Here is a 16489-nt window from a genome sequence, read left to right on the forward strand (position 1 = left end):
ATCCTAAAATGGATAACGTCTTTTTTTACATATTGCTATTATTATAATTTTTTAACTAACCCCATAATAACGAATTGTAGAGGTAGTCTTAACCATAAAGCCCATGCTGGTACTTGTTTATCTCCTAGTGGTAATTTCTTTCTAGCCATATAAACATTAGCTGGTAAAACTGCTAATAGGAATAAATTAATACCTTTTTTCAACCAACTTGCTGGGCGTTTAATTAATAAAGCTACACCAAAGAATATTTCAAATACACCAGTGACAAGAACCGCTGTCTTTTGTAATGGTAAATAATCAGGAACAATCGTTCTAAAATTTCTTTCATGTGTAAAATGTAGTACACCTGCTGATCCAAATACTAAACCTAAAGTCCATCTTAATAATTTCATTCGTGTTCCACTCCCATTTCTTTTAAATAACTTTTTCCATATTCGGGTAATTCTACGTTGAAATTATCTGCAATTGTAGCCCCAATTGAGCTAAATGTTGTATCACCTGGTAATTCATGATAGTCCTTAATTTTTGGACTAAACATTAATACTGGTATATATTCTCTCGTATGGTCTGTGCCGTCTGCTGTTGGGTCATTACCATGATCTGCTGTTATAATAACTAAATCATCTTCATTTAAATTTTCGATGAGTTCAGGTAATCTTTCGTCGAAGTCTTTAATCGCTTGAGCATAACCTGGTTTATCGCGTCGATGTCCATAAAGCGCATCAAAGTCAACTAAATTTAAAAAGCTTATACCATTGAAATCTTTTTTAACTACATTTATTAATTGATCCATACCGTCCATATTACTTTTAGTACGAATAGCTTCTGTAACGCCTTCACCATCATAAATATCATTAATTTTACCGATAGCGATAACATCGTAATTGTTTTCTTTCAATGAATTCATAACAGTTTTACCAAATGGTTTTAATGCATAGTCATGTCGATTAGAGGTACGTGTAAAGTTACCTGGTTCACCAACATATGGACGTGCTATAATTCTACCGATTAAATATTTAGGATCTTTTGTTAATTCTCTAACCTTTTCACAAATATCGTATAGTTCTTCAAGTGGGATAATATCTTCATGTGCAGCAATTTGAAGTACTGGGTCTGCACTAGTATAGACGATTAAATCGCCAGTTTTCATTTGGTGTTCTCCCCACTCATCAATGATTTGTGTACCTGAAGCGGGTCTATTGGCAACAACCTTACGACCAGTCATTCTTTCTATTTCTTCAACTAATTCATCTGGAAATCCATTAGGATATACTTTAAATGGTTGCATAATATTTAATCCCATAATTTCCCAATGACCAGTCATTGTATCTTTTCCAACTGATGCTTCACTTAACTTTGTGTAAAAAGCTTGTGGTTGGTCAACTTTAGAGACAACTGGTAAAGAATCAATATTGCCAAGACCTAATTTTTCTAAGTTAGGTAATGACTGATTAAATCCTTCAAGTGTATGTTTTAAAGTGTGTGAGCCTTCATCATTAAATGCTGCAGCGTCAGGTCCTTCTCCTATACCTACCGAGTCCATTACAATAAGATGAACCCTTTTAAATGGTGTAGTCATTATTTACATCTCCTACTCCGTAATTATTTTTTGAATTAATGTTGGTGTATGACTTTCACTATCAATTCTAATACTTTCATTCAATTTATCAAATATATCATCAATATTTTCTTTATTACTATGAATCGTCAATATAGATTCACCGGCTTTGACTTTGTCGCCAACTTTTTTATTTAATACTATGCCAACACTTAAATCAATCACATCTTCTTTAGTCTGTCTACCGGCACCTAACATCATTGATGCAACACCTATCTCATTTGCAATCATTTCTGTTATATAGCCATCTTGTTTTACAGCGTAATCAATTTTAAATTTTGCATTAGCAAGATTTTCTGGATGATCGACAATAGAAGCATCGCCACCCTGATTACTAATAAATGATTTAAATTTTTCCAATGCTTTACCGGATTCAATAGATTGTGTTAGATATTCACGTGCTTCATCAAGTGTTGATGCTTGTTTAGCAAGTACTACCATTTGTGATCCTAGAGTAAGTACTAATTCCGTTAAGTCATCTGGACCTTGACCTTTTAATGTTTCAATAGCTTCTTTTAATTCTAAACCATTACCAATAGCATTACCCAGTGGCTGGCTCATGTCTGAAATAATTGCCATCGTATTTCTACCTACATTATTTCCAATTCGTACCATAGCATGGGCTAAAGTTTCTGCATCTTCAATCGTTTTCATAAATGCGCCGCTACCAGTTTTAACATCTAAAACAATTGCATCGGCACCAGCCGCAATTTTCTTACTCATTATAGAAGATGCTATTAAAGGAATAGAGTTGACTGTTCCTGTAACATCTCTTAATGCATATAATTTTTTATCTGCAGGAGTCAAATTACCAGATTGTCCCATAACGGCTACTTGGTTTTCATTAACAAGTTTAACAAATTCATCTTCTGATAATTCAACATGGAAACCTTTTGCTGATTCAAGTTTATCAATTGTACCACCAGTATGTCCTAATCCTCGTCCACTCATTTTCGCGACTGGTACACCTACTGAAACCACTAAAGGAGCTAATACTAGTGTAGTAGTATCACCAACACCACCTGTTGAATGCTTATCTACTTTAATTCCATCAATATTTGATAAATCAATGACATCGCCTGAATTTACCATCGCCATAGTTAAATTTGCACGTTCTTCTTCAGTCATATCTTGGAAGAAAATAGCCATTGCCAAACTAGATGCTTGATAATCAGGAATATCGCCATTCGTATAACCTTTAATGAAAAAGTCTATTTCTTCTTTTGTTAATGCATACCCGTCACGTTTCTTTTCAATTATATCTATCATTCTCATAAACAAAGCCTCCTTTTAGATGGTTGTTTCTTGATTTAATATGATTTACTTTGCTGAAATGATTTAATAGTTTGAATCAGACTCTAAGCCTTGGATAATTTGTACACCAGCACTAGCTCCAATACGTGTAGCACCAACTTCTAGCATATTATTAAAATCTTCTAAATTTCGAACACCACCAGATGCTTTTACTTCTAATGCTTCTCCTACAGTATCTTTCATTAATTTAACATCAGAAGCTGTAGCGCCTCCACCAGCAAAACCAGTAGATGTTTTTACAAAGTCTGCACCAGCTTCTTTTGCAATTTTGCAAGCTGTTACTTTTTCTTCATCAGTTAATAATACAGTTTCAATTATGACTTTTACTGTTTTACCATTTGATGCTTTTACAACACTTTCAATATCATCCTTTACTTCATCTAATCGACAATCTTTTAATGCACCAATATTAATAACCATGTCTATTTCAGAAGCACCATTTTCAATGGCATTTTTAGTTTCAAACGCTTTTACTTCTTTAGTTGATGCACCAAGTGGAAAGCCAATTACCGTACAAACGAGTACGTCAGTTCCTTTTAATTGTTCAGCTGAATACTTAACATGTGTTGGATTTACACAAATCGATTTGAAGCCATATTCTTTTGCTTCATTAATAATTTTATCAATTTGTTCACGTGTTGATTCAGGCTTTAATTGTGTGTGATCTATAAATTTTGCATAATTCATTAAAAGGTCCTCCTCACTTATTTACATTGAATACAAACTCTATATTTTTCTATGTTAAGCGAATGTATTCAATAAACATACCCTTCATATATATAGTACAAAAATTAGCAAAAAAATTAAACAAATGTTATCTTAAATATGATTAAGTAATTAAGGAGAAGATGACAAATGACAAATGGTACACCTCATATTCAACCAAATGGAGTAAAAATCGCTAAAACTGTATTAATGCCCGGAGATCCTCTTCGTGCAAAATATATTGCAGATAACTTTTTAGAAAATGTTGAACAATTTAATGAAGTACGTAATATGTTTGGATACACAGGAACTTATAAAGGAAAAGAAATTTCAGTAATGGGTTCTGGTATGGGTATTCCTAGCATTGGAATTTATTCTTATGAATTATTCAATTTCTTTGATGTTGAAACAATCATTCGTGTAGGTTCATGTGGTGCCTTGCAAGAAAACGTTAATTTATATGATGTCATCATTGCACAAGCCGCTTCAACTAACTCAAATTATGTAGATCAGTATCACATTCCAGGTCATTTTGCGCCGATTGCTGACTTTGATTTAGTTACTAAAGCCAAACAAGCAGCTGACAAAATTGGTGCTGTATCACATGTTGGTAACGTATTATCATCAGACACATTCTATAATGCAGATGATAAATTTAATGATGCATGGAAGAAAATGGGCATTTTAGGTATTGAAATGGAATCAGCAGGTTTATATTTAAATGCTATTCATGCTGGCAAAAAAGCATTAGGCGTATTTACTGTTAGTGACCACATTTTAAGAGATGAAGCTACAACAGCTGAAGAACGTCAAACTTCATTTACTCAAATGATGGAAATAGCACTTGAAATTGCCGAATAATTAAAACATAAAAAAATAGAGATTAAGTGATGTCTTTCATAGATAACACTTAATCTCTTTTTATAACCTCAAGAATATTACTATTATTAGTTTAATATTAAAAAGCATGGTTCATCGTCAAACCATGCTTTTCTTAATCGTCATTATTTACCAAGGTAAGATTGTAACATCCAATTATGTTTATCTACTGAAGTTTGCATACCGATAAACATATCTTCAGAAACATCGTCACCAGCTTCACCAGCAACTTTTATAGCTTTTTCTAATTGATTAGAAATGTTTGTGAAGTCTTTAGATAATTCTTCTACCATTTGTTCAGCAGCATAACCTTTTCCTGCTTCATCAATAATTGACATATCTAAACTTTCTTTCATAGTACCAACAGGGTTACCGCCTACTGCTAAAATACGTTCTGCTAAATCGTCAACATATTGTGCTGCTTCATTATATAGTTCTTCAAATTTAACATGTAATGAGAAGAAGTTAGGTCCTTTTACATACCAATGGAAATTGTGAAGTTTAGTATACGCTACAGTCCAGTTTGCAACTTGTTGATTTAATTCTTTTACTACTTCTTGATTATTTGCCATATTAATATACGCTCCTTTGAGTTATCGTTTTATTGATTATACATACATTATATTAGAATTATTATAATCTGTAAAGGAATATGACACTTTAATTTATAATAATTCTAATCTAGTTCATAAACCTTTCACATTTATATTACCCCAATAAAACATATTTAAAAACTGAAAATACATTTATTTTTAATTTAACTAATATTTTCATTCTCAATTAGTCGTTTATAATTGAGAATTAACTAATTTAATCTTTTGATTATTATCTAAAAAGAATGATGCCTCATAATCATTTGGTTTATGCCAATGTGTCTTCCACATTTTATCTCTATTATTTGCAAATAATTGATAACCGAAATTCCTAATTGGTTTAGGAATAATACGCAATAGTACACCTAACAATTTATACTGATTTGGTAGAGATGTAATTAATGATGCTATTGCTGTTGATTGATATTCCAAATGATCACCATCTAGAACTATCACACTATTTCTATTTTTTGCTTCTGGATGTTTATCAAATAATTTTTGACCATAGTCACCTTCTAAAGTAGCAAATTCGTATTTATGTGATAATCCATTTTGGATTAGCCATATTGCATAGTTATAACAATATACACAATTGCCATCATAATAAATAATTGCCATATTAAACACCACTCCTTACTTTCTCATTATTCATTTTTCCTATTTGAAAATTTATAAACCAAATTAAGCCTTTCATATACAAAAAATAAGTTGATTTTATGAAAATCTACTAATTACCGTTACATAACTTGAATGGCAATAGTTGAACGACTTCATAAAATCAACTTATTATTAATCTTGGTTAACCTTCACAATTCTAGTATATTTTAAGAATTGTTGTGTATACTTCTCTTGTATTTCTTCTAAAGTGTCGTATGTGACACCTATAATATGCCAATTCGGGTTAAAATGATAAAATGAGTCTTTGTCTTTAGACCATTTAATCATATTACCTTCTTTATTATATCTAGGCAATGTTACTTCATAACCTTCTAGTACGTTAATATATGTTTGGAATATATCTGGATCGATTCTATTAAAGTTATCAATAACAAGGTAACTTTTATCTTTTTTAGGCATATTTTGAGTTATAAAACCTTCACGATAGTATAGAGCGCCACTTTCATTAGGTAAATACTTACCGTATAGCATATCTTCACTAAAATCCGGATGGCCTGTTGTAATGATAGGATTAGCATTTGTTTTTTGTAATAAATCATTAGCGGCTTTTAAGCCTTCTTCTTTTTTATCAACTACTAATAAAATAAATGGTTTAAGTGTATTTTCTTGTTGGTTTTCTTCTAATAAATGAGATTTTTCTACAGTTTCAAATGGATTTTTAATACCATTATTATCGCTCATTTCTAAAATAGCGTCATATTGTACTTGTGACATACTTGCAATAGCTTGTTTTGCATTTTCTTGAAGAAAATATAAGTTTTTAAGTTTAGGGTGTTTATTTAAATAACTCAATGAAATTGGCGTAATATGTTTACCAAACATGATTTCAATTGCCGTACTATTAGTTCTACCAGGAATTGGTGGCTTTTCATGTATGTGTCTAGAAACCTCACCAATACCTATAACAGATTGGTTTTGGTATTTATTGTAAATAATTACATTATCTCCAACTTCTAATTGTGTGTAAAAATGATATCCATTTCTTTTAATGCCATTATATGTATGAGTAAAAATAGTATAATTTTTACCAGGTTCAAAATCTTCAGTTTCAGACATAAAGAAATAACGCGGTATTTTTGTTTCGCCTTTTCCAAGTTGAATGATTAAATCAAATTCTTCTTTTCTAATTTGATTAAATAACGTTTCTTTCATATTACTCATACGAAAATCTAACGCTTCGCTTCGTTTTAAATAATCAGTTGTTAAAGGTTTTAGTACTTCATTAAAACGAAATTCAACTCTAATTTTATTTTGGGCGCCAGCTTGGACACTAATGATTTCACCAAAACCAAGTAGCCCTGTATCAGTTTGAACTTGATAAAAAATGACTTGGTCTCCAGCTTTAGCTTTTTTAAATGCTCTATATCCTTGAGTTGGATTAAATTGCGCACCTGATTCAAATAATGTCGTTTGACCTACTAAAGGTTCATTATGATTCCACCTATTATAACCACAATTTAACCAAAAGTAATTAATTTCTTCTGTCATCACGAATCTCCTCACCTTATTATATGTAAAATAAGTTTTTGTAATTACCTTATTATATCTAACAAAACGATGCTACTACAACTATTTTCACATATTTTATTAAAAAACAGACCAATGACACTTATCATTAGTCTGCGCATGTGTATACTATCAATAAAAATTATTATGCTATTTAATGTGTAGGTAGGAATGAGCCTAATAATGGTAACAAATTAATCATTATGCCGCCTATTGATAGCATAAAACTACTTTCTTTGTCTCGAATTGTAAGAATAGCACTAATAACTCCCACAATAGCAACTATTCTCGGTATTATAAATGATGGATAATGTGGCATATTAAAAAACACACCTGCACCTGAAATGACACCACATAATAAAGAAATATATAAAAATTGTTTCATAATTATGAACATCCTTTGTATTAAATATATAAGTTTATATATAACTAATAATTAAAGAAAAATCTCCTTCAAATATATTATCGAGATCTTCTGAAGTTAATACAAAATGACTTCCTTTTTGTATATTAAATACTTCACCATCTGTAATAAGTTTACCTTCGCCTTCAATTACTGAAACTAAGCAAAATTCACGTGGTTTCATATAATTTAATGTGCCAGAAATTTCCCATTTTACTATAGTAAAGAAATCATTAGATACAATATGCGTACATTGGTGACTTTCTATAATTTCTTTTTCTGGAATAATATTAGGTAAATCACTATTAAATTCCATCACATCTAAAGCTTTTTGTATATTTAACTCTCTAGACTCGCCTGTATGCTTGGCTCTTTTATAATCATAAATACGATAGGATATATCGGATGATTGCATCACTTCATATGCGATAATTCCTGATCCTATACTATGAAGTGTTCCAGCTGGTACAAAATAAAATTCGCCAGGCTTAACTGTTACTTTCTTTAAATCATTTTCAAATGTTCCTTGTTCTAGTTGTTGTTGAAAAACTTCTCTAGATTCTGCAGTCGTCCCTAAAACAATTTCAGAGCCTTCTTCCGCATCAATAATGTACCAAAACTCTGATTTACCATATTGGCCATTTTCATGTTCATAAGCATATGAATCATCTGGATGTACGTGAATAGATAAAGGCGATTCAGCATCTACTATCTTTGCGAGCAATGGAAAATCTTTACTTGGAAATTCACCGAATAATTCTCGATGCTCTGCCCATACTTTATCTAATGTTTGGCCTGCATAAAGACCATTGGTAATTTCATTGGTACCATTGGGATGTGCTGAAATACCCCAGCATTCTCCAATATGTTTGCTAGGAAGATTGTACCCAAATGATTCTAATTTATTACCACCCCATAATTTTTCATGAAAAATAGGTTTTAAAAACAGCGGCATTACTACACCTCCATTACTCTCGTTGTATATGTTAATCAATTGTTAGTGATATAAAAATCTCCTAACATAGGTTCTAATAATATGTATATGTTACTTTAGTTTGAAATGTTATAAACTCATTTCAACTCACTACATGTGATTGTATCATAATTCATAATTCAATGGTTATGTTGATTTTGATAAATATTTACAAGACAATATTATCTTTATATTTTAATTAACGATTCTATTATAAAATGATTGGTTCTCGTTATTATAACAATATCTTGCAATGATGATAAGTTATAAAATTCCTCATTTTAATCATAAAAATATTCCATGTTTATTATAAATAAAAAAACTTAGGAGACGATTGTAATATATCCCCTAAGTCATTTTATAATTTGAACTTATAATTAATTATTCATATGCTTTTAAAGCATCTTCAATTGTTGATTCTCCAGATAAAATTTGGAATTCTTGATTACTGAATTTATCTGAAGTTACAACATATTTTAGAACTCGTGCAACATCTTCACGTGGAATTGTGCTATAACTATCGAAATATAAATCCGCTTTAATTTTTCCAGTTCCTGCATCATCTTTGAGTCCACCTGGATGTACAATTGTATAATTTAAATCTGAATGTCTTAAATAATCATCAGCATAATGTTTTGCAATCGTATATGGTTTTAAATCCCCACTTGCGTCAAACGCTTCTCTTCTTGAATCATAAGTTGAGACCATAACATAATGTTTGATACCTGCTTTTTCACTTGCTTTGATTGTTTTAACAGCACCATCTAAATCTACATAAAAAGTTTTGTCTGCACCTGTACTTCCACCTGAACCAACAGAGAAAATCACTTTATCAAATGATTGGAATTTGTTTGTTAAGTCTTCGATACTATCATTTTCAACATCAATATTTAGAGCTTTAATGTCATTATTTTCTAATTCTGACACTTGCTTATCTTTTCTAACACCGGCAGTAAAGTCAACATTATCTTCTTTTAATTGATCTACTAATTTAGAACCTACGCCACCGTTAGCACCAATTACTAATATACTCATTCCAACGTCCTCCTTTTTTTTCTTGTAATAACTCATTTACCACTTAAATATCCAATTAAACTTCCATTATATTATTGACCTTAATTTCAAACCATTGTATATTAATATATGAACAAGTATTCATATATTAAGAGGTGTTCGTTTGACTGAAAGTAAACTTGAAACATTCCATCATCAAACATTAGAAAGAGTTACTGATATTTTCAAAGCTTTAAGTGATATAAATCGTATTAGAATCATGGAATTGTTAGCAACTGGTGAATCTAGTGTAGGGCATATTTCACACACATTAGACCTATCACAATCTAATGTTTCTCATCAACTTAAATTATTAAAATCAGTCAACCTAGTTAAATCTAAACGACAAGGTCAAAGTATGATTTATTCTTTAGATGATCAACATGTCTCTACCCTATTAAAGCAAGCTATTCATCATGCGAGTCATCCAATAGAAGGTGAAAAATAATATGACAACACAACATCATCATGATCATTCTCATGGTCATGTACACACAAATAATAAAAAAGTTCTATTTATCTCGTTTCTTATTATCGGACTATTTATGTTAGTAGAAATCATTGGTGGTTTTTTAGCTAATAGTCTTGCATTACTGTCCGATGGTTTTCATATGTTTAGTGACTCTTTATCACTTTTTGTAGCATTAATCGCATTTATCTATGCAGAAAAACATGCAACTACATCTAAGACTTATGGCTATAAACGTTTTGAAGTATTAGCAGCACTTTTTAATGGCGTGACGTTGTTTGTCATTAGTATTTTAATAGTGATAGAAGCAATCAAACGATTTTTCGCACCACCTGAAGTACAATCGAAAGAAATGTTTATTATTAGTTTAATTGGTTTAATCGTTAATGTTGCAGTTGCAATTTTAATGTTTAAAAGCGGTGACACGTCACATAACCTTAATATGAGAGGCGCTTTTTTACATGTACTTGGTGACTTATTTGGCTCTATCGGTGCGATTGTAGCAGCCATTTTGATTTGGACATTAGGTTGGACTATCGCTGACCCTATCGCTAGTATTTTAGTGTCCATCATTATTTTAAAAAGTGCATATGGTATAGCTAAATCTTCAATCAACATTTTAATGGAAGGAACACCTAGCGATGTTGATTTAGATGCAATTATACAGTTGCTAACAAATCATAGCGCTATCCAAAGTGTGCATGATTATCATGTTTGGACTATTTCTAATGATTTAAATGCCTTAAGTTGTCATGCAGTTGTTGCTGATACGTTAACTATCAAAGAAGGAGAACAACTACTTAAGCAAATTGAACATGACTTATTGCATTTAAATATCCAACATATGACGATTCAACTTGAAACAGCAAATCATGATCACGATGACGCGACATTATGTTCAGGCATTCATGGACAAGAACATCATCATTAAATAAAAAAATTGCCTCTCCAAGCTTTAAATTAACTTGTGGAGAGGCAACTTCTATTTTATATAAATTTATCAAATATAAAATCTCTAGCAGGTACTTGTTTAGCTTCAAATCCCTCTAAAAATTCTTCATTATCAAATGCAACTTTAACTCTTTCAATTGAAATATCAGTTTCTGTAATAGTAACAATACCATAAACAGCATTTGAACCGTTATTTAATCCAACAGAACCTGGATTAAAATACATTTTATTTTTATCGTCAAACATATGCAATCTGTGATTATGACCAAAAATAATTAAATCTGCATCTTTATCTGCAAATAATTGTGTCATTTCTTGTTCATCATCTTTGACTATAGGACTAAAAGGTACTTCATCTATAGGAGAAGATAATTTATCATTTTCAATCTCATAGTGTATAAATAACACTTTTTTACCGCAAATTTCTTTTTCGATAAATCGAGGTAATTGATTTAATTCTTCATAATATTCTTCATCTAAATGGCTAGCAATCCATTGATGATGTTCGTAAAACTTATCTTTTAAATCTTCCGGATAAGGAGTGCCGTTTACAACCGACATAATAGCTTCATCATGATTACCTGCAATCATTTCCATATCATCGCGATCGAAAATATGGTCTAATACTTTGTTTGTTTCATGTCCGATTCCGATATTATCTCCAAGATTATAAATTTTTTCAATATCTTCTCTACTATCAATATCATCTAATACAGTTTCTAATGCATCAAAGTTACCATGTACATCAGTTATAATTGCAAATTTCATGATGATATCTCCTTTCATATTAAATTCATTAGAACATTTTAACACTTAATACCCTATTATGTTAGATATTAATTTGAAAAAGTCCAAATTTTTGATATTGTATTTATATTAACGAAAAGGAGTGCTTAAAATTTGTTTAAATATTATAACTTAGCATTTAAGAATGCTAAACCCCAGAATCTTAAAGCAATATTATTTACATTAATAAGCTTTATCGTCATTTTCTTAGTCGGTAGAGTTGCAATGGCTATGATTGGCCAACAAATGATGCAATTACAAATGATGATGCAATTCGGTCAACCAGCAGGACCATTACTTATTCCAATTATTGGTGTAGCTGTATTAGTCATCTTATTATTTATATTTTTAGGTTATCAGTTATTAGCTGGTGCTATAAATGTTATTTCTAGAGCTATCAGAAAAGATAAAGTTAAATTCTCTGATTTATTTATCGCCTTTAAAAAAGGTCACTATGCTAAAAGTTTATTACTAGCATTAATTACAATATTAATGATTGTTATCATGTCAGTCATTTTATATTTTGTAAATAAATTATTAAACTTGGCACTTTCACCATTAGTTAGTGCTTTACAAGGTCCTTTAAGCAAAATGGATAATCCAATGCCAGCATATTTAACATTCCAAATTGCTGTAACATTAATCGTTGGATTTATCACATCTATCTTTTATTGGTTCTTCTTTGTTTTAATCATTAATTACACTGCAGCATATACTGAAAATCCAAAACAATCTGCTATGACAAGTGTTAAAGATGGATTTAAAGCAATTAAGAATGGTCATAAAACATGGTTGAAATTCTTTATTGGTATTTTATTAATTAATTTACTAATAACAATTATTACTCGTGTACTAGTAACGTTAGTACAAATGGCAACTGGTAGTATGTCACAAACTGTTGCTCAAATCTTATTAGTAACACTTCAAATCATTGTTATTTTAGTAACACTATTTATCTACTATGCTTTACTTATGGGTATCGTTCAATACTTTATTCGCCGTGGCGAAAAAGTTACAACTAACTCTAAAAAGAATAAAGCTAATAAAGCAGTTGCAAATAAAGACACAAATAATAAAACTACAAAAACACAAGATTTACAAGATACAACTAAAGATAAAGTTGATCAACATTCATCTGATTTAAAAGATAACGCAAAATCTACTACTCAAGATTCTAAAAAAGAATTAAACGATAAAGCTACTCAACACAAAGATGATTTATCAAATTCTACAACATCTCATAAAGATAATTTAGAAGAAACAGCTAAAGATACAATTGATAAAAATAATCCTAATAATAAATAATTAATAATAAAGGTCGAAGTACAAATATTTAAAATTGTACTTCGACCTTTTTATTATATCTATTTCAATCAATATCTTAACTTAGAAAATGTTTTTTTAAGTATTTGGCTGCGCCATCTTCTTCATTAGTATATTCAGTTACATCGTCTGTTAATGATTGAATTTCTGTACGAGCATTTTTCATTGCAACTGTATAATGTCCAAATTCAAACATAGCTCTATCGTTATCACTGTCACCTATCACAAGTGTTTCTTCTTGTTTAATATTAAAGTATTCAATCATTTCTTTGATACCTGTACCTTTATCAGTATTATAAGCCATTGTTTCAGCGTTATAACGTGAAGAGTTAGATACACTAATATTTAGTAATACTTTATTTTGTTGAAGTTCATCACGAAAACGACTAATTTTATCTAAGTTTGTATTAAATAGATATATTTTTGAATAATCCTTTTCAGGAAATTGATCTACCCATTGAATTTTATCTTTTATGGCTTCTCGTCTTGATGCCCATTCGCTTTGTCCTACATTATTAGGAGGCGTTTCACTGCCACTCACCATTTCACTCATCCAAGATTGATCTTCTTTTAATACTAGGCGTTGTTCACCAAATGGGAATACTTCATAATAAATGTGATGTTGTTGTGCTAATTTCACAATTTGATTCACAGAATCTAAAGACATACTATGCTTAAATATATTTTTATCATTAACTTCACCAGTTGTACCGTTGGAACTTATAATACCATCAACTAAAAAACCTTCTGGTACTAGTTGATGAATTTCAGAATATGAACGCCCAGTCGCTAAGAATACTTTGAATTCATTATCTCTTAGTGAATTAATGACGTCTCTAGTATATTCAGATGCTCTATTATCTTCATGTAAAATTGTACCATCCATATCTAAAAATATCGCTTTTATGTTGTCCATATAATCCTCCAATATGTTAAGTTCTATATTACTTAAAATTTTGTCACTTATTTAAGAAAAGTGCAATAAAAATAATCCCTTTTTAGTCAACTCATAACTAAAAGGGATTATCCTTATATCAACATGTTAAAGTTTCTTAATACCAAAATTATGGTATTCATCACTTTTAATTTTTAAATTTATTCAACTGTAACTGATTTTGCTAAGTTACGTGGTTTATCAACATCAAGATCTCTGTGTAGCGCTGCATAATAAGAAATTAATTGTAGTGCTACTACTGAAACTAATGGTGTTAATAATTCATGAACATGAGGAATGACATACGTATCTCCCTCTTTTTCTAAACCTTCCATTGAGATAATACAAGTACTAGCACCACGTGCAGCAACTTCTTTAACATTACCACGAATAGATAAGTTTACATTGTCTTGAGTAGCTAAAGCAATAACTGGTGTACGATCTTCAATTAATGCAATCGTACCATGTTTTAATTCACCGCCAGCAAATCCTTCAGCTTGAATATATGAAATCTCTTTAAGTTTTAATGCACCTTCTTGACTGACATTATAATCAATAGTACGACCAATAAAGAATGCATTATGTGTTGTCTCAAGGAAATCAGTAGCAATTTGTTCCATTACAGGTGCATCGTCTACGATAGATTCGATTGCAGTAGTAACTTTCGCTAATTCTCTTAATAAATCAATGTCTGCTTCACGACCATGTGTTTTAGCAACTATTTGAGCTAAAATAGATAATACAGCAATTTGTGCTGTATATGCTTTAGTAGAAGCTACGGCAATTTCTGGACCTGCGTGTAATAATAATGTGTGATCCGCTTCACGTGATAATGTTGAACCAGATACGTTAGTTATTGTTAGCGCTTTATGACCTAATTTTTTAGTTTCAACCAATACGGCACGACTATCTGCAGTTTCACCAGATTGTGAAATATAAATGAATAATGGTTTTTCAGATAATAAAGGCATGTTATAAACAAATTCAGAAGCTACGTGTACTTCTGTTGGTACACCTGCCCATTTTTCTAAGAATTCTTTACCAACTAAACCAGCATGATAGCTAGTACCAGCAGCGATAATATAGATACGATCAGCTTGTGCAACATCATCTACTATGTCTTTATCAATTTTTAGATTACCTTCGTCATCTTGATATTCTTGTATAATTCGACGCATAACAGCTGGTTGTTCGTGAATCTCTTTTAACATGTAGTGATCGTAAACACCTTTTTCAGCATCTGATGCATCAATTTCAGCAGTATAAGCGTCACGTTCTTGAACTTGACCGTTAATATCCTTGATAATAACTTCATCACGTTTAACGATAACAATTTCATGGTCATGAATTTCTTTATATTGATTAGTTACTTGTAACATAGCTAATGCATCTGATGCAATGACATTAAAACCATCACCAACACCGATTAAAAGTGGTGATTTATTCTTAGCTACATACATAGTATCTTTATCTTCTTCATCTAATAAACCTAAAGCGTATGAACCATGTAATAATGAAACAACTTTAGTAAATGCATCTTCTGTTTCAAAACCTTGTTTAGAGAAGTATTCAATTAATTGAACGATAACTTCTGTATCTGTTTCAGAAACAAATTTAACATCATTTAAATATTCATCTCTTAATTCTTCATAGTTTTCAATTACACCATTATGTACTAGTGTAAAACGACCAGTAGTTGATTGATGTGGATGTGAGTTTTCATAGTTAGGTACACCATGTGTTGCCCAACGAGTGTGACCGATTCCAACAGTGCCATCAATATCACTACTATCCGCTACTTTGCGTAATTCTGCAATACGACCTTTTTCTTTAAATACTTTAGTGCCTTCGTCGTTTGCTACAGCAACACCAGCTGAATCATAACCTCTATATTCTAATTTTTCTAAACCTTTTAATAATAATTCTTTGGCATTATCATAGCCAATATATCCTACTATTCCGCACATATTTACTTTTCCTCCAGTTATTGAAATAACGTTAGTAGCAATGATTTATTACTTATAATTTAGTTTAGTAATCTACTATCATTAGCGTTCATATTTGTAGTAACTTTTATCTTAGTTTAACCACACTTGAAAATAAGCGTGATAAATTATCACACTTAAACTTCTAACGTTTTTCATTTTATATAATATTAATTGGCGATCTTATTAACTTTGTCCAATAGGTTACCCTACTGTTTTACTTAATAAGCTAACGAATGAGCCACATCCGGGATAGCATCCGCCGATCTATTCGATCACTATCCTCCTCGTCTACAAGTTATAAATGTACGCTATAGAA

General features: G+C 30.8%; 17 protein-coding genes. 4 read left to right on the forward strand and 13 right to left on the reverse strand.

Annotated features, from left to right (window positions below):
- Positions 1–41 precede the first annotated feature (41 nt).
- From GVY01_RS07560 to deoC, 4 genes are all read right to left on the reverse strand, one after another.
- Positions 42–392, reverse strand: a complete 351-nt coding sequence (locus GVY01_RS07560; protein ID WP_017636797.1) for a DoxX family protein — start codon at positions 390–392, stop codon at positions 42–44.
- Entirely contained in the window at positions 389–1579 is a 1191-nt protein-coding gene (deoB, locus tag GVY01_RS07565) for a phosphopentomutase (protein WP_017636798.1), read from the reverse strand. Before deoB ends, GVY01_RS07560 begins: the two co-directional genes overlap by 4 nt.
- Before the next feature lie 12 nt (positions 1580–1591).
- A complete protein-coding gene (locus tag GVY01_RS07570; RefSeq protein WP_017636799.1) occupies positions 1592–2893 on the reverse strand; it encodes a pyrimidine-nucleoside phosphorylase in 1302 nt (433 codons plus the stop codon).
- 63 nt (positions 2894–2956) lie between these two features.
- Entirely contained in the window at positions 2957–3619 is a 663-nt protein-coding gene (gene deoC, locus GVY01_RS07575) for a deoxyribose-phosphate aldolase (RefSeq protein ID WP_017636800.1), read from the reverse strand.
- 168 nt (positions 3620–3787) lie between these two features.
- On the opposite strand from deoC, the gene deoD reads away from it, so the two are divergent.
- The gene (gene deoD / locus GVY01_RS07580; protein WP_017636801.1) at positions 3788–4498 is read left to right on the forward strand and encodes a purine-nucleoside phosphorylase; all 711 of its coding nucleotides are present in this window, start codon (positions 3788–3790) and stop codon (positions 4496–4498) included.
- A gap of 143 nt (positions 4499–4641) precedes the next feature.
- On the opposite strand, the gene GVY01_RS07585 is transcribed toward deoD, so the two are convergent.
- The 6 genes from GVY01_RS07585 to GVY01_RS07610 all read right to left on the reverse strand — a co-directional run bounded on the left by GVY01_RS07585 (position 4642) and on the right by GVY01_RS07610 (position 9704).
- Positions 4642–5088 (reverse strand): Dps family protein, encoded by a 447-nt coding sequence (locus GVY01_RS07585; RefSeq protein WP_017636802.1) that lies wholly within the window; start codon positions 5086–5088, stop codon positions 4642–4644.
- A 216-nt stretch (positions 5089–5304) separates the two neighbouring features.
- Complete coding sequence (locus GVY01_RS07590; protein ID WP_029056167.1) at positions 5305–5727, reverse strand: thiol-disulfide oxidoreductase DCC family protein; 423 nt, start codon at positions 5725–5727, stop codon at positions 5305–5307.
- A 171-nt stretch (positions 5728–5898) separates the two neighbouring features.
- The gene (locus tag GVY01_RS07595; protein WP_017637006.1) at positions 5899–7275 is read right to left on the reverse strand and encodes an EVE domain-containing protein; all 1377 of its coding nucleotides are present in this window, start codon (positions 7273–7275) and stop codon (positions 5899–5901) included.
- A 172-nt stretch (positions 7276–7447) separates the two neighbouring features.
- Positions 7448–7678 carry a hypothetical protein gene (locus GVY01_RS07600; protein WP_017637005.1) on the reverse strand — a complete coding sequence of 77 codons (231 nt, stop codon included), beginning with the start codon at positions 7676–7678 and terminating at the stop codon, positions 7448–7450.
- 34 nt (positions 7679–7712) lie between these two features.
- Positions 7713–8651 (reverse strand): type I phosphomannose isomerase catalytic subunit, encoded by a 939-nt coding sequence (locus GVY01_RS07605; protein WP_017637004.1) that lies wholly within the window; start codon positions 8649–8651, stop codon positions 7713–7715.
- Between the two features lie 399 nt (positions 8652–9050).
- A complete protein-coding gene (locus GVY01_RS07610) occupies positions 9051–9704 on the reverse strand; it encodes an NAD(P)-binding oxidoreductase (protein ID WP_017637003.1) in 654 nt (217 codons plus the stop codon).
- A 142-nt stretch (positions 9705–9846) separates the two neighbouring features.
- Between GVY01_RS07610 and GVY01_RS07615 the strand changes: the two genes are divergently transcribed.
- Both GVY01_RS07615 and czrB read left to right on the forward strand, forming a co-directional pair.
- Positions 9847–10170 (forward strand): ArsR/SmtB family transcription factor, encoded by a 324-nt coding sequence (locus GVY01_RS07615; RefSeq protein WP_017637002.1) that lies wholly within the window; start codon positions 9847–9849, stop codon positions 10168–10170.
- A 1-nt stretch (position 10171) separates the two neighbouring features.
- A complete protein-coding gene (czrB, locus tag GVY01_RS07620) occupies positions 10172–11122 on the forward strand; it encodes a CDF family zinc efflux transporter CzrB (RefSeq protein ID WP_017637001.1) in 951 nt (316 codons plus the stop codon).
- 56 nt (positions 11123–11178) lie between these two features.
- Here czrB and GVY01_RS07625 read toward each other — a convergent pair whose 3' ends face one another.
- A complete protein-coding gene (locus GVY01_RS07625) occupies positions 11179–11910 on the reverse strand; it encodes a metallophosphoesterase family protein (RefSeq protein WP_017637000.1) in 732 nt (243 codons plus the stop codon).
- Positions 11911–12042: 132 nt separating this feature from the next.
- Between GVY01_RS07625 and GVY01_RS07630 the strand changes: the two genes are divergently transcribed.
- Entirely contained in the window at positions 12043–13233 is a 1191-nt protein-coding gene (locus GVY01_RS07630; RefSeq protein ID WP_046466889.1) for a lytic transglycosylase, read from the forward strand.
- 76 nt (positions 13234–13309) lie between these two features.
- On the opposite strand, the gene GVY01_RS07635 is transcribed toward GVY01_RS07630, so the two are convergent.
- Together GVY01_RS07635 and glmS are read right to left on the reverse strand one after the other, a co-directional pair.
- Positions 13310–14167, reverse strand: a complete 858-nt coding sequence (locus GVY01_RS07635; RefSeq protein WP_017636998.1) for an HAD family hydrolase — start codon at positions 14165–14167, stop codon at positions 13310–13312.
- 179 nt (positions 14168–14346) lie between these two features.
- Positions 14347–16152, reverse strand: coding sequence for a glutamine--fructose-6-phosphate transaminase (isomerizing) (glmS, locus tag GVY01_RS07640; RefSeq protein ID WP_017636997.1), 1806 nt, complete (start codon positions 16150–16152; stop codon positions 14347–14349).
- Positions 16153–16489: the final 337 nt, after the last annotated feature.

The organism is Staphylococcus sp. 8AQ (assembly GCF_902506595.1).
Classification (GTDB): Bacteria; Bacillota; Bacilli; order Staphylococcales; family Staphylococcaceae; genus Staphylococcus; species Staphylococcus pasteuri.